The sequence below is a fragment of the Modicisalibacter ilicicola DSM 19980 genome (assembly GCF_900128925.1).
Taxonomy (GTDB): Bacteria; Pseudomonadota; Gammaproteobacteria; order Pseudomonadales; family Halomonadaceae; genus Modicisalibacter; species Modicisalibacter ilicicola.
Genome location: NZ_FQUJ01000005.1, coordinates 267,015 through 286,062, shown reverse-complemented (window position 1 = coordinate 286,062; position 19,048 = coordinate 267,015). Strand labels below are relative to the sequence as shown.

General features: G+C 62.9%; 18 protein-coding genes and 1 pseudogene. 6 read left to right on the top strand and 13 right to left on the bottom strand.

The window, feature by feature from the left end; translation table 11 throughout:
* From BUA41_RS07485 to BUA41_RS07475, 3 genes and pseudogenes are all read left to right on the top strand, one after another.
* Nucleotides 1–192 (top strand): annotated as a pseudogene (locus tag BUA41_RS07485) (WD40 repeat domain-containing protein); the annotation flags it as partial.
* Nucleotides 193–220: 28 nt separating this feature from the next.
* Entirely contained in the window at nucleotides 221–1,285 is a 1,065-nt protein-coding gene (locus BUA41_RS07480) for a hypothetical protein (protein ID WP_139249077.1), read from the top strand.
* A 121-nt stretch (nucleotides 1,286–1,406) separates the two neighbouring features.
* Nucleotides 1,407–2,522: a WD40 repeat domain-containing protein gene (locus BUA41_RS07475; protein ID WP_245791874.1), complete on the top strand. Its 1,116-nt coding sequence runs from the start codon at nucleotides 1,407–1,409 to the stop codon at nucleotides 2,520–2,522.
* Between the two features lie 23 nt (nucleotides 2,523–2,545).
* Here the strand turns inward: BUA41_RS07475 and BUA41_RS07470 are convergent, their stop codons facing one another.
* From BUA41_RS07470 to BUA41_RS07420, 11 genes are all read right to left on the bottom strand, one after another.
* On the bottom strand, nucleotides 2,546–3,781 hold the full coding sequence (locus BUA41_RS07470; protein ID WP_072821319.1) for a molybdopterin molybdotransferase MoeA: 1,236 nt from the start codon (nucleotides 3,779–3,781) through the stop codon (nucleotides 2,546–2,548).
* Nucleotides 3,774–4,304 (bottom strand): molybdenum cofactor biosynthesis protein B, encoded by a 531-nt coding sequence (moaB, locus tag BUA41_RS07465; RefSeq protein ID WP_072821317.1) that lies wholly within the window; start codon nucleotides 4,302–4,304, stop codon nucleotides 3,774–3,776. The genes BUA41_RS07470 and moaB overlap by 8 nt, the downstream gene beginning before the upstream one ends.
* The gene (locus BUA41_RS07460; protein WP_072821315.1) at nucleotides 4,301–4,615 is read right to left on the bottom strand and encodes a DUF1244 domain-containing protein; all 315 of its coding nucleotides are present in this window, start codon (nucleotides 4,613–4,615) and stop codon (nucleotides 4,301–4,303) included. The genes moaB and BUA41_RS07460 overlap by 4 nt, the downstream gene beginning before the upstream one ends.
* Before the next feature lie 117 nt (nucleotides 4,616–4,732).
* Nucleotides 4,733–5,806 (bottom strand): formate dehydrogenase subunit gamma, encoded by a 1,074-nt coding sequence (locus BUA41_RS07455; RefSeq protein ID WP_072821313.1) that lies wholly within the window; start codon nucleotides 5,804–5,806, stop codon nucleotides 4,733–4,735.
* A 10-nt stretch (nucleotides 5,807–5,816) separates the two neighbouring features.
* Entirely contained in the window at nucleotides 5,817–6,455 is a 639-nt protein-coding gene (fdh3B, locus tag BUA41_RS07450) for a formate dehydrogenase FDH3 subunit beta (RefSeq protein WP_072821311.1), read from the bottom strand.
* Between the two features lie 73 nt (nucleotides 6,456–6,528).
* Complete coding sequence (locus BUA41_RS07445; protein ID WP_072821309.1) at nucleotides 6,529–9,387, bottom strand: formate dehydrogenase subunit alpha; 2,859 nt, start codon at nucleotides 9,385–9,387, stop codon at nucleotides 6,529–6,531.
* A gap of 38 nt (nucleotides 9,388–9,425) precedes the next feature.
* Nucleotides 9,426–9,659 (bottom strand): twin-arginine translocation signal domain-containing protein, encoded by a 234-nt coding sequence (locus BUA41_RS07440; RefSeq protein ID WP_072821307.1) that lies wholly within the window; start codon nucleotides 9,657–9,659, stop codon nucleotides 9,426–9,428.
* Between the two features lie 52 nt (nucleotides 9,660–9,711).
* Nucleotides 9,712–10,386, bottom strand: coding sequence for a TorD/DmsD family molecular chaperone (locus BUA41_RS07435; RefSeq protein ID WP_245791873.1), 675 nt, complete (start codon nucleotides 10,384–10,386; stop codon nucleotides 9,712–9,714).
* A gap of 2 nt (nucleotides 10,387–10,388) precedes the next feature.
* Nucleotides 10,389–12,110, bottom strand: coding sequence for a 4Fe-4S binding protein (locus BUA41_RS07430; RefSeq protein ID WP_072821305.1), 1,722 nt, complete (start codon nucleotides 12,108–12,110; stop codon nucleotides 10,389–10,391).
* 332 nt (nucleotides 12,111–12,442) lie between these two features.
* Entirely contained in the window at nucleotides 12,443–13,009 is a 567-nt protein-coding gene (locus BUA41_RS07425; protein WP_072821303.1) for a DUF3306 domain-containing protein, read from the bottom strand.
* Nucleotides 13,006–13,434 (bottom strand): DUF3305 domain-containing protein, encoded by a 429-nt coding sequence (locus tag BUA41_RS07420; protein ID WP_072821301.1) that lies wholly within the window; start codon nucleotides 13,432–13,434, stop codon nucleotides 13,006–13,008. Before BUA41_RS07420 ends, BUA41_RS07425 begins: the two co-directional genes overlap by 4 nt.
* A gap of 364 nt (nucleotides 13,435–13,798) precedes the next feature.
* Here BUA41_RS07420 and BUA41_RS07415 point away from each other — a divergent pair, with 364 nt between their 5' ends.
* The 3 genes from BUA41_RS07415 (at nucleotide 13,799) to BUA41_RS07405 (ending at nucleotide 17,184) form a co-directional block, all read left to right on the top strand.
* Nucleotides 13,799–14,701, top strand: coding sequence for a formate dehydrogenase accessory sulfurtransferase FdhD (locus BUA41_RS07415; RefSeq protein WP_072821299.1), 903 nt, complete (start codon nucleotides 13,799–13,801; stop codon nucleotides 14,699–14,701).
* A complete protein-coding gene (locus BUA41_RS07410; protein ID WP_072821297.1) occupies nucleotides 14,698–15,615 on the top strand; it encodes a substrate-binding domain-containing protein in 918 nt (305 codons plus the stop codon). The genes BUA41_RS07415 and BUA41_RS07410 overlap by 4 nt, the downstream gene beginning before the upstream one ends.
* 132 nt (nucleotides 15,616–15,747) lie before the next feature.
* Complete coding sequence (locus BUA41_RS07405) at nucleotides 15,748–17,184, top strand: APC family permease (RefSeq protein WP_072821295.1); 1,437 nt, start codon at nucleotides 15,748–15,750, stop codon at nucleotides 17,182–17,184.
* A gap of 80 nt (nucleotides 17,185–17,264) precedes the next feature.
* Here the strand turns inward: BUA41_RS07405 and BUA41_RS07400 are convergent, their stop codons facing one another.
* Both BUA41_RS07400 and BUA41_RS07395 read right to left on the bottom strand, forming a co-directional pair.
* Nucleotides 17,265–17,897: a helix-turn-helix domain-containing protein gene (locus BUA41_RS07400; RefSeq protein WP_072821293.1), complete on the bottom strand. Its 633-nt coding sequence runs from the start codon at nucleotides 17,895–17,897 to the stop codon at nucleotides 17,265–17,267.
* A 151-nt stretch (nucleotides 17,898–18,048) separates the two neighbouring features.
* Nucleotides 18,049–19,002 (bottom strand): histone deacetylase family protein, encoded by a 954-nt coding sequence (locus BUA41_RS07395; RefSeq protein ID WP_072821291.1) that lies wholly within the window; start codon nucleotides 19,000–19,002, stop codon nucleotides 18,049–18,051.
* Nucleotides 19,003–19,048: the final 46 nt, after the last annotated feature.

The window sequence follows — 19,048 nt, the reverse complement described above, 5'->3', positions numbered from 1 at the left end:
TGGCCGCAGAAGTATTTCGACCTCGGCGACGACCCGTATCCCTCCACCGCTTCCTACCTGCGCAGCCTGAGCATCGCCACCGCGCCGAAGGCCAAGGTGCTGGTCACCGGCCATCGGCATGACGGCGGCATCACCGTCTACCGCTACGATCCGGAGGCGCGCACGCTCACCAAGGAGTGGGTGGGAAAATGATTCACAGAGCGGGCGCCGACTGGTCAACGTGCTCTTGCAACTGCTCGAGGCGGACATTCGGGTCAACGTGATCGGCCATTCCCTGGGCGCCCGGGTGGCGTTGACCGCCCTCAACCTGCTCGGCGAACGGGGTGCTCCGCGGCGCCTCGACCAGCTGTTCCTGTGGCAACCCGCGGTGGCCGACAACGCGCTCTCCCCGGACACCCCGTTCACCGACACCCCGCCCCGCAACGAACTGGTTCCCCCCGACCCGAATCGTCCGGGGCGGGAGGTGCACCCGTTGGGCATGGGCACCTTTCCCGGCGCCCATCGCGCCGTGCGCAATATCGTGGTGCTGCATTCTCATGAGGACGGCATTCTTGGCCCCTCGGACCGCGAAACCCCGGGTGAATGGTACGACCCCCGCGACTGGTTCCAGCGCGCGGGTACCTTCATCGAGGCTTCCAGCGACGACCGCACCGGCAAGCTGGGCGGCGCCTATAGCAAGAAATGGTGGACCTTTCCTCCCGAGATCGCCGGTGGCCTGGGCTATTTCCGCGATTACTACTTCGAACGCGGCCGGGCGCTGGCCCCGGGGCAGTGGGAGGCCGCCTGCCTGATCCACCTTCAGCAACGCTCCGCAGACGACGCCAGCGTTCGCTATCGCATCGATCGCGCCTGGGAGGCGCTGACAAGGGCCATCGTCGACGAAGCCCGGCGGGTCATGGCGGCACTCCCGCCGGGGCCGCTGGATTCAGAGACGCCCCTGCCCGAGTACGACCTGCTCAAGCCCCTGGCCCATCGGGGCATCATCAGTGAACGCCTGGCGTTGATCTTCGCCCGACAGTTGCGCCAACTCGGCCAGCGTGACGGCTGGCAGCCAAGGGATGTCGAGGTGCGCCCGGCGCTGGGGTTGGTGGGGTTTGTCGAAGTACAGAATGAGGACTTCTTCCGGGATAAGTTCAGAACCAATCAATTCGACTTCGTCAACCAGACGACCTGGCTGTTCGAACATTCGGCGATGAAATATCCCACCGAGGAAATCTTCGTGAAGAGCTATCAGGAAGGCATCATCAACCGTATCAAGGAGAAATCCCGCTTTGGCCAATATTAGGAGTCGCGGGGGGCAGCTCGAGCCGCATGTCCTGAAAAGCGTTTTCGCTCTGCTCGTTGTCATGCTTTTGACGGGTTGTGCCCTTGGCAGCAAGCAGCCCAGTGGAACGCTGGGGCCTGTCATGGCACTGGGAGTGTCCAGCGATGGCCGCTATGCCATCAGCACCCATCTCTCCAAGCATCTGGTGCTTTGGGATATCGAGCGGCAGCAACGCGAAATTCTCTCGACCAATGCCAATATCTACAGTGCCTATTTCATTAACGACCGTGACGCCTTTCTATGGCAAGACCTGAATGACCAGGTGAGGGTACAGACGATCGACGGCGAGGTAATCCAGCAATTCACGCATTTCCCGACCTATGGCCATGTCATGGACGATTCGCTCAAGCATTACCTTGCTTCCACTAAAACCTGGGATATCTACCATGGACATGATGAATCACTGACTCCGGTCATGCGCGATAGTCACAGTCCTAGTGTCGTCGGTAGCGGCAAGATGCTGAAACTCAGGCTGGCCGAAAATGGTTATCTGGTTTCCGCTGGAACCGGCTTCGGCGAAGTAGATAGACGTCCAATCGACAGCGAACACCCCCCTGTTAGGAAGCTGGATAAGCTTCGTTTTTCATCGAACTACGCTGGCGTGGTGCTTTGGGATGTCAATACATTGAAGCCGATCGCCAAGCTCGCAGGCAATAACGTCAAGGTCGATGCCGCCATCAGTCCCGATGGTCAATGGGTCGTCAGCGGGGATGAGAATGCTATCGCACTATATTGGAATACAAAAAGCCCCGAGATGAATTATGACTTAGCTGCGGGGGTGTTGGGTGTTTACAAAAGAAATACTGGTCTCCCCGTAGGCGATCCGAGAAAATGGGATAAAAGTGGCTTGATACCCGTGCCAATGGCGGATAAACCTAATCGCTGGGGAAATCGCCACTTGACCACTGACATCACCGTCGCCCTGGCCTTCATTAACGACAGCCAGGAATTCCTGCGCTTCGGTTACCGCTCCCACTGGGTTGCCCTCTTCGAAGCCGGCAACCCCTGGCCGCAGAAGTATTTCGACCTCGGCGACGACCCGTATCCCTCCACTGCCTCCTACCTGCGCAGCCTGAGCATTGCTACCGCACCCAAGGCCCAGGTGCTGGTCACCGGCCATCGATATGACGGCGGCATCACCGTCTACCGCTACGACCCGGAGGCGCGCACCCTGACCAGGGAATGGGTAGGAGAATGATCGGTCATCGTCGATGAACCAATCTAGTTCTCCACCAGCCACAAGCATTCGATGATATCCCCTTGGCGTATCTCGCTGTGGACGGGAATCACCGCCAGGGCATCGGCCTCGACACAGGAGGAAAGCACCGCGGAGTTCTGGTCGTCGAAGGCGTGGGCCGAGATACCCTCGGCGCCGAACTCCAGCTTGACGCGCATGTAATGACGGCGCGCCTGGGTGCTGGTGGCGAACGTCGAGCGGGCGCGCAGGCCGGGCAGCCTGGCCAGTCGTGGAGAGTCGAGCAGGGCGCCCATGAGGGGGCGCAGGTAGATCCAGGCGCCCACGAAGCCCGAGACCGGATTCCCGGGGAGGCCGACGAAGCGCGCTTCTCCCGCGTGCCCGTCCCGGGTGCTGCGAGGGAGCCGCCCTAGTGCCAGGGGCTTGCCGGGGCGCATGGCCAGGCGCCACAGGTCGAGTCGCCCGAGCCGTTCCAGAGCGTGCTTGACGTGATCCTCCTCGCCGACGCTGACGCCGCCGGTGGAGACCACCGCATCCGCCTGATCCGCTGCCTGGCGGAGCGTTTCGCAGGTCGCCTCGAAATCGTCAGGCACCGAGATGGCCATGACCACCTCGGCACCGAAGCGTTCCAGCAGGCGCTTGAGCATGGGCCGGTTGGTGTTGTAGATCTGTCCCGGGCCCAGGGGGCGGCCAGGGTCGATGATCTCGTCGCCCGTGGAAAGCAGGGCCACACGAGGCCTGCGCCGCACCGCGACCTCGGTGATGCCTTGACCCGCCAGGTGCCCGAGCGCGGCAGCTTCCAGGCACGTTCCCGCGGGCAACAACCGTATGCCGGCACGCACGTCCCGGCCCCGTGCACGTATGTTGTTGCCCGGTTCGATGCCTCCGGGAACCCGGACCCCTTCAGCGCATTCCTCGACCTTCTCCTGCATGACGACGCAATCGGCCCCGGGGGGGATCTCTCCTCCGGTGAAGATGCGTGCGCAACTGCCGGGTGCCAGTGGCTGTGGAGAGGCGCCGGCCGCGATGCGCTGAGAGATCGGCAGCACCTGGCCGGCCTCCGCAGCGCGGAGCGCATAGCCGTCCATGGCACTGTTGTCGGCGGGGGGGACGTCGAGCAATGCCTGTACTTCCGCGGCCAGAACCCGGCCTGCGGCCTCGCTTGCCGAAATACGTTCAGCCCCGAGCGGGAGCACGCCATCGAGCAAGGCCTCGAGCGCGGCCTCGACACTTTGCAGTTCGGTCCGTTGATCGTTACCCATGCTGCCCTCGGCCGGGAATGACCAGATTGGCGAAGTTGCACGGCCGGTGGCGGCTGTCCAGCTGTTCCTTGAGGATGCCGTTCCAGGCGGTGCGACAGGCACCGGTGGAGCCGGGCAGGCAGAACACCACGGTGGCGTTGGCCAGCCCACCCAGGCAGCGGCTCTGAATCGTGGAGCTGCCGATCTCCTGCCAGGAGAGGTGTCGAAACAGCTCGCCGAAGCCCTCGATGGTCTTGTCGAGAAGCACGCCCACGGCTTCCGGCGTGGAGTCGCGCCCGGTGAAACCGGTACCGCCGGTGGTCAGGATCACCTGGATGCGTTCATCGGCGATCCATTCAGAGACCACGGCGCGAATGCGATAGACATCGTCCACGACGATGCGCTTGTCGATCAGCCGGTGGCCGGCCTCGGTGACCCCGGCGGCCAGCGCCTGTCCCGAGCGGTCGGTTTCCTCGGTGCGGGTGTCCGAGATCGTCAGCACCGCAATATTGAGTGCCACGAAGGCGTCGCGATCGTCGCTCATGCCTCTTCCTTGTTGCTGTGGCGCGCTTCCATGGCGGCGAGCTGTTCCGGGGTCGCGGGTGTCTGATACTTCGCCTTCCACTCTTCGTAGGGCATGCCGTAGACGTATTCCCGGGCGCTAGCGTAATCGAGTTCGGCCCCCTGGGCTTCCGCCGCGTTCACCAGCCACTTGGAAAGGCAGTTGCGACAGAAGTCGGCCAGGATCATCAGGTCGATGTTCTGCACCTCCTTGTGAGCGTCCAGGTGCTCGAGCAGGCGCCGAAAGGCGGCGGCCTCGATCTCGGTGCGGGTGGCATCGTCGATGTGTTGCATGATTCGATCTCCGGATGGCTGGTAATCAGGCGGATATCATAACAAAAGACACCGCCCCGGTTGTCGAAAGAGGCGGTGTCGAAGGAGGTAGTGCGACTACTCAATCCGGGCAGCTGGTCAATTGGGACGGTGGGCTTTCGCCGTCCCGTCCTCGACGCCCTTGTCGCCGGGAACGTCCTCGGGGGCGGTATCGGCCTGCTGCTTGACCTCCTCGTACCAGAGGTTGTGATGCTGCTTGGCCCAGGTCTCGTCGACATAGCCGGTCTTCATGGCCTCGAAGGCACCCTCGGTGCCCAAGGTGCCGATGTAGATATGCCCCAGGGCGACCGCCACCAGTCCCAGCGACCCGATGGCGTGGACCATGTTGGCCCATTGCATGGTGTCGCGACCCTGGTTGAAGTTGGGGAAGTCGAGGACCAGGCCGCTTGCCACCACCAGCAAACCGACAGTGGCGAGCAGCCAGTACCAGCCTTTCTCGCCGGCGTTGGCAAAGCCGGCATCGGGGTGGGCATTGCCGATGATGCCGCCGCCTTGCTTGAACCAGGTCAGGTCATGCTTCTTGGGAATATTGATGCTGAGCCACTTGGCCAGCACCAGGATCAGCATGATGCCGAACAGTGGCCCCAGGTAGTTGTGCAGCAGCTTGGTGCCCGAGATCATGGGGGCCCAGAAGCCATCCCCGAACAGGGGACGGAACACGAACTTGCCATACAGCAGGTTGAGCCCGGTTAGCGCGAGGATGATGAACAGGCTTGCCAGGGTCCAGTGCATCGCTCGCTCGACGGCGGTCCAGCGCAGCATCGTGCGTCCGGTGCGCGGGCTGTCGAGGGTCTTCTTGCCGACGATCAGATAGAAGACGACGATGATCGCCAGCACGCCGCCGATGGCAATCAGCCCGCCCGGCGAGATCCAGCGATCGCGAAACTGGCGCCAGTATTCGCCGCTCTGATTGATCAGGTTGTAGGTGGAGTCGGCTCGCGTATCGATGAAATCCTGGCCGTCCCGGACCTGACGCCAGGTATCGGCGGTGACCGGCCCCACCGACGTGGCCATCTCGCCCTGGGGCGTCCAGCCCTCGCCGCGAGCACCAGACTCTTCCTCGGCCAGCGCGACAGAAGCCAGGGCCAGGGTGAACAGCAGCATAATGCTCAGGCGCAACAGCTGTCGCGGGAATTCCGTCAGCGTGTGCATGATCGCCTCCTCACCCTTGACGGGTCGCATCGTAGGCCAGGTTGTCGACCGATGCGCCCTGGCGCCGGCTGCGTTCACGGCGCTGGTTGCCTGACCAGGCGCCGTCCTCGTGGCCACGCTGCACCACCCGCTGGCGGAAGATGTCGGCGACCTCCTGGGCGTCGCCGGCCAGCAGGGCCTTGGTCGAGCACATCTCGGCACAGAGCGGCAGCTTGCCCTCGGCGATACGATTGGCACCGTACTTTTCGTATTCCTCTTCCTTGGTTTCCGCCGGACCACCGGCACAGAAGGTGCACTTGTCCATCTTGCCGCGCTCGCCGAAGGCGTTCAGCTTGGGGAACTGGGGAGCGCCGAACGGGCAGGCGTAGAGGCAGTAGCCGCAACCGATGCACAAATCCTTGTCGTGCAGCACGATGCCGTCGTCTCGCTGGTAGAGGGTCTCGGTCGGGCAGACGGCGATGCAGGGCGCATCGTCGCAGTGCATGCAGGCAACCGAGATCGAGACCTCGGTGGGTTCGCCATCGTCGATGGTGACCACGCGGCGGCGCTGGATGCCCCAGGGCACTTCGTTGGCGTTCTTGCAGGCCGTGACGCAGCCATTGCATTCGATGCAGCGTTCGGCATCGCACATGAATTTCATTGTCGCCATTGTCTTCTCCTCATCGGGAGCGAGGAACGGCCTCGCTCCCGGATCTCGCTGTCGGGTCGTGTCGTTGTGAAGGCTAGGCGCTGGCCTTCTCGATGCGGCACAGGGTGACCTTGGTTTCCTGCATCTGGGTCACGCTGTCGTAGCCATAGGTCGTCGCCGTGTTGGCCGCCTCGCCTAGCACGTAGGGCTGGGCGCCTTCCGGGTAATGGCTCGCCAGGCTCTCTCCCTCGAACACGCCACCGAAATGGAACGGCATGAAGACAACGTCGCGTGCCACCCGAGGCGTGACCATGGCCTTGATCTTGACACGACCGCCCTCGGCGCCCTCCAGCCAGACCATGTCGTCGTTTCTGATGCCCAGGTCGTTGGCCAGTGCCGGGTTGATCTCGACGAACATTTCCTGCTGCAGTTCGGCAAGCCAGGACATGGAGCGGGTTTCCTCGCCTCCGCCTTCATACTCCACCAGGCGTCCCGAGGTCAGGGTGATCGGGTAGCGGTCGCTGACATCGTTCTCCTGAATCGAGCGGTAGAGGGTCGGCAGGCGGTAGAACGACTCGAAATCGTCCCAGGTCGGAAACTTCTCGACCAGGTCGCGACGCGCCGTGTACAGGGGTTCGCGGTGCTTGGGAATGGGGTCCGGGAAGGTCCATACCTCGCAGCGAGCCTTGGCATTGCCGAAGGGGGCGCAACCATGGTCGATGGCGACCCGCTGGATACCGCCGGAGAGGTCGGTCTTCCAGTTCTTGCCTTCGGCGGCCGCCTGTTCCTCGGAGGTCAGTTCCTCCCACCAGCCGAGTTGCTTGAGCATCTCCGCGGTGAATTCCGGGTAGCCGTCGTTGAGGTCCGAGCCCTCGCTATAGACACCGTCCGCCAGCAGGCTTATTCCGTCGCGTTCGACGCCGAAGCGGGCACGGAAGGTCAGGCCGCCTTCCTTGACCGGCTTGCTAGTGTCGTAGAGCAGGGGTGTCCCCGGGTGATTCATCTCGGCATTTCCCCAGCAGGGCCAGGGCAGCCCGTAGTAATCCTTGTCTGCCGGGCCGCCTTCGGCCTGCATGGTTCTGAAGCTGAAGGTATGCCAGTTCTGTTGGTGCGTCTTGAGGCGCTCCGGGCTCTGACCGGTATAGCCGACCGTCCACATGCCCCGGTTGAATTCTCGGGTGATGTCCTCGATCAGCGGCTCGTTGCCGTTGACCTGGATATGCTTGAAGAGCTCTTCGGCGAAGCCCAGCTTCTTGGCCAGCAGATACATGATCTCGTGATCGGGCCGGGACTCGAACTGCGGTTCGATCACTCGATCGCGCCATTGCAGTGCCCGGTTGGTGGCAGTCACGCTGCCGGTGGTCTCGAACTGGGTCGCGGCCGGCAGCAGGTAGACGCCATCGCTGCGATCGTGCATGACCGCGGCCACGGTGGGGTAGGGATCGACGATGACCATCAGTTCGAGCTGATTCATGGCCTTCTTCATTTCCGGGCCGCGAGTCTGGGAGTTGACCGCATGGCCCCAGTAGAACATGCCCTTCAGGCTGGTGCGCTGGGCGATGTTCTCGTCCTGCTCCAGCACGCCGTCGATCCAGCGCGATACCGTGATGCCGTTGCTGTACATCGGGGGGCCATCGGCGTACTCGGTCGGGTCGAAACGGCTCTTGAGCCACTCGTAATCGACATCCCAGACCTTGGCCCAGTGCTGCCAGGCGCCTTCGGAAAGACCGTAATAGCCGGGCAGGGAGTGGGACATCAGGCCCAGGTCGGTGGCCCCCTGAACGTTGTCGTGGCCGCGGAAGATGTTGGCGCCACCCCCGGACTTGCCGATGTTGCCCAGGGCCAGCTCGAGAATGCAGTAGGCGCGGGTGTTGTTGTTGCCGGTGGTGTGCTGGGTGCCGCCCATGCACCACACGATGCAGCCCGGGCGGTTGTCTGCGAGGCGCTTGGCGACGTCGTACATCTCGGCCTCGTGAACGCCGGTCACCGACTCGACCACGTCCGGCGTGAAGGCCGCGACTTCATCGCGTACCTTGTCCATGCCGTAGACCCGCTGCTCGATGTAGGTCTTGTCTTCCCAGCCATTCTCGAAGATGTGCCACAGCAGGCCCCAGACGTAAGCGACGTCCGAGCCCGGGCGCAGGCGCACGTACTTGGTGGCCTTGGCGGCGGTGCGGGTGAAGCGGGGGTCGACCACGATGATCTCGGCGTTGCTGCGCTCCTTGGCCAGCAGGATATGCTGCATGGCGATGGGGTGGGCCTCGCAGGGATTGGAACCGATGAACAGGATCGAGCGACTGTTCTGCAGGTCGTTGAGCGAATTGGTCATCGCCCCGTAACCCCAGGTGTTGGCCACCCCGGCCACGGTGGTGGAGTGGCAGATGCGCGCCTGATGATCGGTGTTGTTGGTGCCGAACATGGCGGCGAACTTGCGCAGCAGATAGGCCTGTTCGTTGTTGAACTTGGCCGAGCCCAGCCAGTAGACGCTGTCGGGGCCGTGCTTCTCGCGCAGCTCGAGCACCTTGTCGCCCACCTCCTCGATGGCCTGTTCCCAGGAGAGACGCTTCCACTCGCCGTTTTCCAGCTTCATCGGGTACTTGAGACGCCGGGAGGAGTGGCCATGCTCGCGCAGCGAGGCGCCCTTGGCGCAGTGGGCACCACGATTGATGGGGTGGTCGAAGGCGGGTTCCTGGCCGGTCCAGACGCCTTCCTGCACCTCGGCGTAGACGCCGCAGCCCACCGAGCAGTGGGAACAGATGGTGCGCTTGGTTTCTATCGCCGCGTCGGATACCGGGGTTTTTTCCTGGGCGTCGGCGCGTTGCATCATCGAGTTGCCCAGGAAACCGGCCGCGGCCAGCCCTCCGGTCGTGGCGCCACTGCGCTGCAGGAATTGGCGGCGGGTGATGCCCAACCCCTGACCGGCAGGCCGAGCGGATTTTTTTGTCAGTCGCATGAGTCGAATCCTCTTTGAGCTCGTTCGCCGGTGAGCGCTCAGTCGCGCAGGGTGGCGTAGAAGGCGCGGACGTGGTCCGTCTCGCGGTAAAGGGTCTGGCCGGCGGCTTTCGAACTCGGCTGCTCGTCCGTCCCCTTGGCCTGGACGAAGGTGACATGACCGAGGCTGGCGGCGGCGCCCGCGGCGGCGGTGCCCAGCCCCAGGGCCCGCAGGAATTGGCGGCGTCCCTGAACGGCAGTCTTGTCGGATGAGTTGTCGGGTGTATGGCTCATGGTTGTTTTCCTCAACGCATCGTGGTTGATATCGGCTTGTAATGCACGGCGTTCAGGCACTCGAGGAGCCTTGCCGTGGTGAAACCCGGGAGTCGGGATCGACGAGCCATGCCGACTCCTGCTTCAAGAAGGTCATGCCCAGGTGGCCGACGGTGGCATAGAAGGGCGTGTCGACCCGCGCCAGGTCGGCCATGAAGCTGCCGCTCCAGGGCGCAAGGTGACGCTGGAAGAAGAGCGCCTGTTCCCGGGGGGCGTTTTCGATGAGCATGGCCATGACCTCGAACAGAGCCGCAATGTGATCCTCCGGCTCCTTGACGTTCGGCGCGCGCTGGTAACCCAGTCGCTTGAGGTCGCGGCGCAACTCCACCAGCGGCATCTCCATCAGCGAACCGGTCAGATACCAGGAAGCATAGGGCATCAGCTCGCCCTGGATGACTCCGACCAGATGACGGAAATGCGCACGTTCCAGTGCCTCCGGTTGTGCCGCCGTCGCGGCGAGGGCGAGGGCGCCCCAATGGGCCTGCATGTCGCTCTCTTCCTCGGCGAGGTCGAGCTCGGCCAAAAAACCGAGAAGATCCTGATCGGGTGCTTCCCTCAAGAGCCTCGCCAGCAGACGATAGATGTCGGCACGCAAGGCATCGTGATCACTGAGCTCCATCGGCGCTTCATCCCTCGCTTCGGTCATGTCGCCTCTCGCGTCCGGGAAGGTATCGCTGGCGTCTGTCATGCTCATACCTTCAGTTGGGCGTCGGGGTTGCGGGCCATGTCACGCCAGACATCCTTGACCCGGCAGTCTTCGCACATCTCGAGGCGTCGCATGGCCTCTCCCGCAAAGTAGGGGTGATCGGCAAGCTTGGCCTTGATGCTTGCGACGGTGCTTGCGGTGGCGAAGGGCTTTCCACAGGTGATACAGGCGAAGGCGTCCTCTTCCTTGCATACTCGTGTCGCGTTGCGCTGCTCGGGATCGGCGAGAAAACCCGATATCAAGGTGATGGCGTCCTCGGGGCAGGCGTTGTCGCACAGACCGCATTGCACGCAGTCCGCCTCGCGAAAGCTCAGTCGCGGCGAGTGATCGTCTCCCCCGGCCAGCGCCGGTGTCGGGCACACCGCGACACAGGCCATGCACAGCGTGCAGGCTGCTTCATTCACCTCGATGCCCCCGAAGGGAGCGCCACTGGGTACTGGTTCGCGCCGCTCGCTGGGCCGGCCCTGATCCGCCAGGTGGTCGATGACCGCATTGAGCCGATCGCGCTTGCGCGCGGAGAAGTCGTTCCCTCGGGCATCCCCCCGCGCCGTCAGACAATTGAATCGTGCCGGCGCATCGCGTTCGGTATCGGATTCCCCGATCACGACGATGCGCCGGGGGTCATGGCCCAGTGCCACGAGGAGCGCACGCGTCTGGCCGAGCTGCTCGTCGATCAGGGCGCTCAGGGTGGCAGGGAGCCCCGCATGACGCTGGATGCGTACCTCCGCGGCGCCATCGGCGATGGCGGCCAGCCAGTGCTCCATTCCCGCAGCACCGAGCTCTTCCAGCGGTACATCGAGGACGTGCGGCGCGGCAAGCATCGACTCCTGGTCGAGCCAAGCCCGATCGCAGAATCTGACGACCGGCGTGACACCACCCGCCTGGCGATAGGCCCCGAGCAGTCGAGCGACGAAATCGAGCTGGCGTTGGGGCTGGGGCAGCAGATACTGGATGGCGCCGGTGGGGCAGGCGCTGGTGCAACTGCCGGCGCCATGACAGAGGTGAGGGTCGATTTCGATCCAGGACTCGATGCGTCGCTTGACGCTCTTGACGGCATCGGCGGGGCACACCTCGAGGCACCGGGTGCATCCGCTCTGGCCACGGCCGGCATGCGCACAGATGTCATGATTGATCTGGAAGTACCTGGGTTTCTCGAACTCTCCAATGCTCTCGGGAAGGACCTTGATGGCTTCCTCGTACGCCTCGCTGCCGGTGCTGACGGCATGGTAGCCCGGCGGCGGGAGTTGCAGGTCGAGCAGCGCGGGGCTTCCCAGGTCCAGCAAGAGATCGAAGCAGTCGCGTTGAATGCAGGCCCGGGCGAGGTTGATCCCCGGCGTGCCATCATCCGGGTCGATTTCCACCTGGAATGCCCCGAGATAGCCCGACACGCGGGCATGTCGGGCCTGGTGGCAGGGAAGCTGTGCGGTAGCGCGGTAGATCTCGGCGGCATCATCCAGCTGTGCATCTGGCGGGGTTGGCGTGTTGATCAGCAGCGAGATCGTGCCGAGTGTACCCGCGAGTCGAAGGCGCTGAGCGGCACGGCGCGCCTCGAGTTCATTGCCGACGATGAGCACATCGCCATGGCTGTGATAGCTGACGCTGCTCGGCGCGAGATTGATGGGCCATGAAACCTGGGCATAGGCCGCGTCCTTGACGGCCTGAGCCCCGGACGGGTCAAGCGTCGCGGCAGGAATGCGATTCGCCATGTCACCTCATGAGTTACGGTCTTGGGGATGCCAGCGGAAACATTTTTTAATAATAGCAGCACCATCGCTGGAATCTTTAACGCTACATGAATAGCCAGGGGATTGCTGAATAAAGCGCCGAGCGAAATGAAGTGCAAGGCGCACGGAGCGCAGAAAACGAGACATAACATGAGGTTAGGCGAGTTTTCGAGCACCGCGCAACGCAGCAATTCGTTCGTGTAGGCATTTATGCAGTGATTCCCTAGCAGGGCCAGGGCCTGAAAGAGAGGCATCAAACTCCTCTAGAATAGAAAAAGACGATGGGAACCAGGCGCCAAGGTACCTATCCTGGGTCAGACTGACCCGTCCGTGAGTCGCCCTGGGTCAGTCGTTGCCTCCTGCCCTGCTTCCTCTTTCATCTCCTCGTCCCGGCTCTCGGCTGGGCCCGCCGATGAGATGATCCTCTCGTCAGCCTCGTCGAGGGCAGCGTCCTCCGAGTCATCCTCCACGAGTTCATGCACCCAGCGCCTCAACCGGGCGCTGGTCTCGCTGCTGAGCTTGCGCATCTGGGTGAAGTCATGGTCGTAGTCGTCGAGGCCGTCTCGCACGTTGTAATCCTGCGCCATGAACATGCGCCGCAGGGCACGACGCTTGAGTTCGGGGCTGACGCCCGCCTGCAGGAAGGCGGCGAGATCGCTGCCGGGTTCGAGCGTCTCGGGGTCGGGGAGCTCGGCGTCGAGACTGCCTTCCTCGATTGGCTCACCGGGCGAGGCGCCTGAAACGTCGGACGGTGCACTGTTGTCCTCGCTGGTTTCCTCCGAGCCCTCGTCGAGCATGCCCAGAGTACCCTCTTCGGGTCGCGTGTCGTCAGCGGCATCCAGACCCCGTTTGCGCCGGGACCAGCGTTCGAAACGGCTCATGCCTGATCCCCCCGAGCCCGGCCGGCCCCCTTGCGCTTCTTCTTGCGGCCCTCGTCAGGTGCCTCGCCATGGCGTACCAGATAGGCCTCGATCCATGCCTGGATGGCCAGGGGCATCGACGTGTCGAGCACCAGCCAGTCACCGTCCATCCAGCCTGCCGCCACTTCCTGGCTGGCAGTGATAGCCTCCGGGCTGGCTGCGCCTTGCCGTTCGCTGCAGCGCACGAAAAGCCGGGGGCGTTCGGCATTGAGGTTATGACGATAGGCGGCTCGCTCCGTCATGTAGAGTTGCAGGTCGACCGCATGAGGCCCGTTATCACCGGGCTCGAGCATGGCGACGTGCCACTGGGTGCTGGTGAAGCCCTTGACCGTGCGCTGCTCATCCTCGAGGCGCAGACTTAAGGTACGTAGACTGGCGCTGGTCATGACAAAACGCTCCTGAGGACGGTGGCTAAACAAGGTAGACCAGAGCCCGGCAATCCTGTAGGAGCTCGCTTCAGCGAGCGATGGGAAGCGCCATCGCCCGATAAATCGGGCTCCTACCACCCCCGAGATCTGGGCTTTTGTAGGAGCTCGGTTCACCGAGCGATAGATGGTTTAATTGGCCACCATCGCCTACGAAAACCGGCGGTCTTGTCCGTTAAGATAGTTTCTTTCATGCGATCTAGTCTGACTGGTCCGAACGAGACCACACCCGATATAGTGATCAAGCCGCTGCCCGGTGTCCATTGGCGGTTTGTCGTCACCTGGAGCGGAGATGCTGTATAGCCCTGGTCAGGAGAATCGTTTCATGAGCGCCATTACCGTGAGTCAGGCTCGTCTGCCGACCACTCTGGAAATCGCCGTTACCGATGAGTTCGGAGAGACGCGGCTTCAGGCCATCGCGGCCGAACGGGCGCTGACGGTTTACCTCAATCGGCGAGAGATCGTCACCTTGATGACCTTGGGAGCCGAACCCGAAGCGCTGGTCGTGGGCTATCTGCGCAATCAAGGGTTGATAGAACGCCTCGAGGACATTCAGGCCGTGCAGGTCGATTGGGACGTCGAGGCCGCAGCAGTCGTCACGCGCCACCAGCCCGAGGACCTGGAGGCACGGCTTTCCCAACGCACTGTCACCACCGGCTGCGGCCAGGGCACCGTATTCGGACGCCTGCTGGACGTCACGGCATTGAACCCGCTGCCCAGAACCCGTCTTGCCCAGTCGGTGCTCTACCGGTTGCTCGACAACCTGGGTGCCTACAACGAGACCTACCGAAGCGCCGGTGCAGTGCACGGCTGTGCCCTCTGCAGCCAGGACCAGGTGCTCGATTTCGTCGAGGACGTGGGACGTCACAATGCCGTGGATACCCTGGCGGGTCGCCAATGGCTGAAGGCGGGCGAGGCGGACACGACTGCCTCGAGTGGCGCCGATATCTTCTATACCACCGGGCGCCTGACCTCGGAGATGGTGCTCAAGGTGGCTCAGATGGGAATCAGCGTACTGGTCTCCCGCTCCGGCGTGACCCAGAAGGGGGTCGAGCTGGCGGAGCGCTTCGGGGTAGTGCTGATCGCCCGGGCCAAGGGCAAGCATTTTCAGGCCATCCATGGTGCCGACCGGCTGGTCCTGGATATGCCGCCGCCCCGAAGGCCAGGGGACCGGCGCGCCAGGGATGACGATGCGCGAAGTGCCGAACGTCGGGGGAAGGCCCAGTGAGCGAGGCAGAAAACCCGTTTCTCAATGTCCACCAGGTCGCGGAACTTCTGCATCTCAACGAGAAGAAGATCTACCAGCTGGCCAGCGATGGCGCCCTGCCGGCGACCAAGATCACCGGCAAATGGTTGTTCCCGCGCCGGCTGGTCGAGCAGTGGATACTCGAGTCGTGCCACCATGGCGTGCTGGCGGATCGCTTGATGATCACCGGCAGCGATGATCCATTGCTGGCGGCGATGGTCATGCGACTCAACCAGCAGCACCGCGGCCAGGCCTTCTATGGCTACAGTGTCACGGGCACCCAGCTCGGGTTGGAGCTGCTCTCCCAGGGCCGAGCGGATGTCTGTGCCATTCATTGGGGGCGTGTCGAGGAGAGCGAGCTGCGCCATCCGGCGCTGATTCGTGGTCACGGCGGCTATCGTCACTGGACCATGGTGCGCCTGTTTCGGCGTTCTCAAGGGTTGATCATTCGCGGCGAGGATCGGCATCAGCCGCTGCAACCCCAGGGATTGTCGGGTACCAGCCGACGCTGGGTGGTTCGCCAGGAGGGCGCCGGTTCCCAGCGCTTTCTGAAGGAGTGGCTGGCCGGACAGCAGTTGCGCCTCGATCAGCTCAATTGCCACGCCATCGCCTACAGTGAACGCGAGGTGGCCTCGTTGATCGCTCGCCACGAGGCGGACATCGGGCCGGGAACCCTGTCCGCGGCCAACGAGTTCGGGCTGGGATTCATTCCTGTGAGTGAAGAAGCCTTCGACCTGGTCACGCCCCGCAATGTCTACTTCCGCTCCCTATTGCGGCAATTGTTCGATTATTTGAACAGTGCGGCCGGGCTAGCCCTGGCCCAGTCCCTGGGTGGCTACTCCCTCGAGGAAAGCGGCAAGCTGCTGTGGCGGGGTGACGCTGTCCAGCATGATTGACTTTGGTTGAAGAAGGCCAGAAAAGGCTTGTCGCGATTCTGCTTGTCAATTAACTTTGCTGAAAGCGTTGAATATATTCAATGCCCGAGTCAGAAAGTCAATATAATTTCAATAGCTTAGAGGCAAGGCATCATGACGGATTCGACCACGGGTAACAAGCTGATACGCGTGCTGGCGAGCAAGGATGTGCTGGCTCTGGCCTTCGGCGCCATGATCGGCTGGGGGTGGATCGTGCTGACCGGCAGCTGGATACAATCGGCCGGCAGTGTCGGGGCGATCACGGCATTCCTGGTCGGCGGCATTGCCATCGTCCTGGTAGGACTCACCTATGCCGAACTGGCCTCGGCGATGCCCCTGGTGGGGGGCGAGCACGTCTACAGTTATCGTGCGCTAGGTCATTTCGCATCGTTCATCTGTACCTGGGCCATCGTGCTGGGCTACGTCAGCGTGGTCTCTTTCGAGGCCGTGGCACTGCCCACGGTGGTCGAGCACCTTTTCCCGGGCTATACGGTAGGCTATCTCTGGACCATCGCCGGCTGGGACGTGACCGCCAGCTGGGTGGCGGTCGGCGTGATCGGCTCGCTGGTGATGATGTGGATCAACTACATCGGAATCCGTACCGCGGCCCTGGTACAGAAGGTGGTGACCTTGCTGATACTGGCGGTGGGCGTGATGTTCATCACCGGGGCCCTGTTCACCGGCGGCACGGATACCCTGGAGCCGATGTTCAATGTCGAGAGCGGCGTGGTGGGTGGCATCATGACGGTATTGATCATGGTGCCCTTCATGTTCGTCGGTTTCGACGTCATTCCCCAGGCCGCCGAGGAGATCGATCTGCCCTTTCGAGAAATCGGCAGGGTGCTCATGATATCGGTGATCCTCGCCGTCTTCTGGTACGCGCTGATCATCCTGGGAACGGGGCTGATGCTCGACCCGGAGGCGCTGTCGGCAAGTTCCCTGGCGGTGCCGGATGCGATGCAGGCCGTGTTCGGCGCGCCCTGGGCCGGCAACCTGATGGTGATGGCCGGTATTGCCGGGATCATCACCAGCTGGAATGCCTTCTACATCGGTGGGTCCCGGGCGATCTACGCCCTGGCCCACGCGGGGATGCTGCCGGCTTTTCTGGGCAAGTTGCATCCACGCTACAGGACGCCGGTGAACGCCATCCTGATGATCGGTATCCTGTCCAGCATCGCCCCCTTCTTCGGCCGCCCCACCATGGTCTGGCTGGTGGATGCCGGTGGGTTGGGCATCGTCATCGCCTACCTGTTCGTGGCGCTTTCCTTCCTCGTGCTGCGCTATCGCGAACCCGAGCTCGAGCGCCCCTTCAGCATCCCTCAGGGCAAGCTGGTCGGTAGCGCCGCGGTGTTGCTATCGCTGGGCATGGTGACGCTGTACCTGCCGGGCAGCCCCTCGGCGCTGTTGCCGGTGGAGTGGGTCGTGTTCGGTGGCTGGATGATCATCGGTCTGGCCATGTATCTCTGGTCCCGGGCTCGCTATGGCGTGGATTACGCCGAAACCGCCATCAATCGCGAGCTGTCCGGAGAAGAGCACTACCCTGGCCGTTGACCGGTAACCTCGATGGAAAAGTCCCCGATGCCTTCAGAGGGCATCGGGGCTTTTTTTATTCCTGGCCCGGGCCTGGCCGATCAGGGAGTCTCGTTGGGCGTGCACACCGAAAGCACCGTGGCGTCCTCGTCACTCACCGAGACCAGGGCGTGGCCCATGTCGCTGTCGAAATAGATGCTGTCGCCCTGTTCGAGCCGAAGCGGCTCGTAGAATTCCGTGTACAGCAGCACGCTGCCGTCGAGCACGATCAGAAATTCTTCCCCGTCATGCCGCACCCACTCGTTGAACTCGCCGAAGTCCCGTGCCCGCACGATGGTCTTGAAGGGAATCATGCGTTTCTGGGCAAGTTGGCAGGAGAGCAGTTCATGCTCGTAGGTCGGCGTGGGGTGCAACTGCCCGTCGCCCTTGCGGGTCAGGTCACGTCGGCCCAGCGTATGTGTCTGGGGCTTGGGCGGGCTCAGCAACTGGGGCAGGTCGATTTCCAGGCCGCCGATCAGTTTCTGTACGGCGGTAAACGTCGGTGATATCTGATCGTTCTCGATCTTGGAAAGCGTCGAGCGCGCAAGCCCGGTACGCTGGCTGACGTCCTCGAGGGTCCACCGGTTGGCCAGGCGAATCTCCTTGAGCCGTTCGCCGAGCCTCAAGGGCTCGACGAAGGGCTTGCGCCCCGAGGCGATTCGCAGCGCGGCGTCGTGATCGGTAAGGCCGGACATGACGATTCACTATATGAAATAAATTTTCCTGAATCCTAGCATATTCGTCAGTCACGCAGGGGTAAGCTCAGACACTTTCCAGATTCGATCGAGATCGGGCAGTGCCCGGACGCCCAGATTGTCAGAACGGCGGGGCAGGGACAGGCGATCATCAGCCCGCCTTGTCACGGATCGCCTGATAGGGGATGCCCAGCAATGCCTTGACATGGGCTGCGACGCTGCGACCCAGAGCATCGGGGTTGTAACCCCCTTCAAGCACCGAGACGAGTCGATGGTTGGCATGGCTGCGGGCGATGTCCATGGCCAGGGTGGTGATCCAGTAGTAGTCCTCGTCTTCCAGGCAGATGTCCGCCATGGGGTCTTCCCGATGGGCATCGAACCCGGCCGAGACGAGGATCAGTTCGGGGCGGTGCGCCTGGAGCGCCGGCAGCCAGTCCCGTTCGATGGCGCGACGGAAGGTGCGACTGTCGCAACCGGCCTCGAGTGGCGTGCAGACCACATTGTCGGCTTCTGGACGCAGGTAGCGCCAGGGGTAGAACGGGTACTGGTAGCTGGTGCAGATCAGGATGTCGGGATCGTGCGAGAAGATGTCGATGGTGCCGTTGCACTGATGGACATCGAAATCGAGGATGGCAATACGCTTGACGCCATGCCTTGCCCGGGCGTGGGCGGCGCCCACGGCAACATTGTTGTAGAAGCAGAAGCCCATGGCTTCGGCCACTTCGGCATGATGCCCGGGAGGGCGCACGGCGCAGAACACGTTGTCGGCCTGATGGCGGAAGACCTGGTCGATGCCGCGCAGCACGGACCCCGCCGCCAGTCGCGCCGCATCGAGGCTGTCCGGGTTCATGAAGGTGTCGTTGTCGAGGTTGGTCAGGCCATGCTCGGGAACGCACTTGTCGAGGGCGCGAAGGTGGCGCAGGGGGTGGATCAGCGCAAGCTGCTCCTCTTTGACCGGACTCGCCTCGGATTGCATGGTCTGCTGCAGGACACCTTCGAGTGCCAAACGTGCGTGTATGGCTTCCAGACGCTTGGGACTTTCAGGGTGCTCCGGTCCCATGTTGTGAAGAGCGCAATGCGGGTGAGTAATGAAAGATGTAATCATGGCGACGCTCCACACCGGTATAGTGCAACATTAATCGGCCATGAGC

Excerpts from the sequence above, each read along its gene's own strand:
- BUA41_RS07475 (WP_245791874.1), top strand. The coding sequence starts at position 1,407 with ATGGCACTGGGAGTGTCCAGCGATGGCCGCTATGCCATCAGCACCCAT.
- BUA41_RS07470 (WP_072821319.1), bottom strand. The coding sequence starts at position 3,781 with ATGGGTAACGATCAACGGACCGAACTGCAAAGTGTCGAGGCCGCGCTC.
- moaB (WP_072821317.1), bottom strand. The coding sequence starts at position 4,304 with ATGAGCGACGATCGCGACGCCTTCGTGGCACTCAATATTGCGGTGCTG.
- BUA41_RS07460 (WP_072821315.1), bottom strand. The coding sequence starts at position 4,615 with ATGCAACACATCGACGATGCCACCCGCACCGAGATCGAGGCCGCCGCC.
- BUA41_RS07455 (WP_072821313.1), bottom strand. The coding sequence starts at position 5,806 with ATGCACACGCTGACGGAATTCCCGCGACAGCTGTTGCGCCTGAGCATT.
- fdh3B (WP_072821311.1), bottom strand. The coding sequence starts at position 6,455 with ATGGCGACAATGAAATTCATGTGCGATGCCGAACGCTGCATCGAATGC.
- BUA41_RS07445 (WP_072821309.1), bottom strand. The coding sequence starts at position 9,387 with ATGCGACTGACAAAAAAATCCGCTCGGCCTGCCGGTCAGGGGTTGGGC.
- BUA41_RS07440 (WP_072821307.1), bottom strand. The coding sequence starts at position 9,659 with ATGAGCCATACACCCGACAACTCATCCGACAAGACTGCCGTTCAGGGA.
- BUA41_RS07435 (WP_245791873.1), bottom strand. The coding sequence starts at position 10,386 with ATGACAGACGCCAGCGATACCTTCCCGGACGCGAGAGGCGACATGACC.
- BUA41_RS07430 (WP_072821305.1), bottom strand. The coding sequence starts at position 12,110 with ATGGCGAATCGCATTCCTGCCGCGACGCTTGACCCGTCCGGGGCTCAG.
- BUA41_RS07425 (WP_072821303.1), bottom strand. The coding sequence starts at position 13,009 with ATGAGCCGTTTCGAACGCTGGTCCCGGCGCAAACGGGGTCTGGATGCC.
- BUA41_RS07420 (WP_072821301.1), bottom strand. The coding sequence starts at position 13,434 with ATGACCAGCGCCAGTCTACGTACCTTAAGTCTGCGCCTCGAGGATGAG.
- BUA41_RS07415 (WP_072821299.1), top strand. The coding sequence starts at position 13,799 with ATGAGCGCCATTACCGTGAGTCAGGCTCGTCTGCCGACCACTCTGGAA.
- BUA41_RS07405 (WP_072821295.1), top strand. The coding sequence starts at position 15,748 with ATGACGGATTCGACCACGGGTAACAAGCTGATACGCGTGCTGGCGAGC.
- BUA41_RS07400 (WP_072821293.1), bottom strand. The coding sequence starts at position 17,897 with ATGTCCGGCCTTACCGATCACGACGCCGCGCTGCGAATCGCCTCGGGG.
- BUA41_RS07395 (WP_072821291.1), bottom strand. The coding sequence starts at position 19,002 with ATGATTACATCTTTCATTACTCACCCGCATTGCGCTCTTCACAACATG.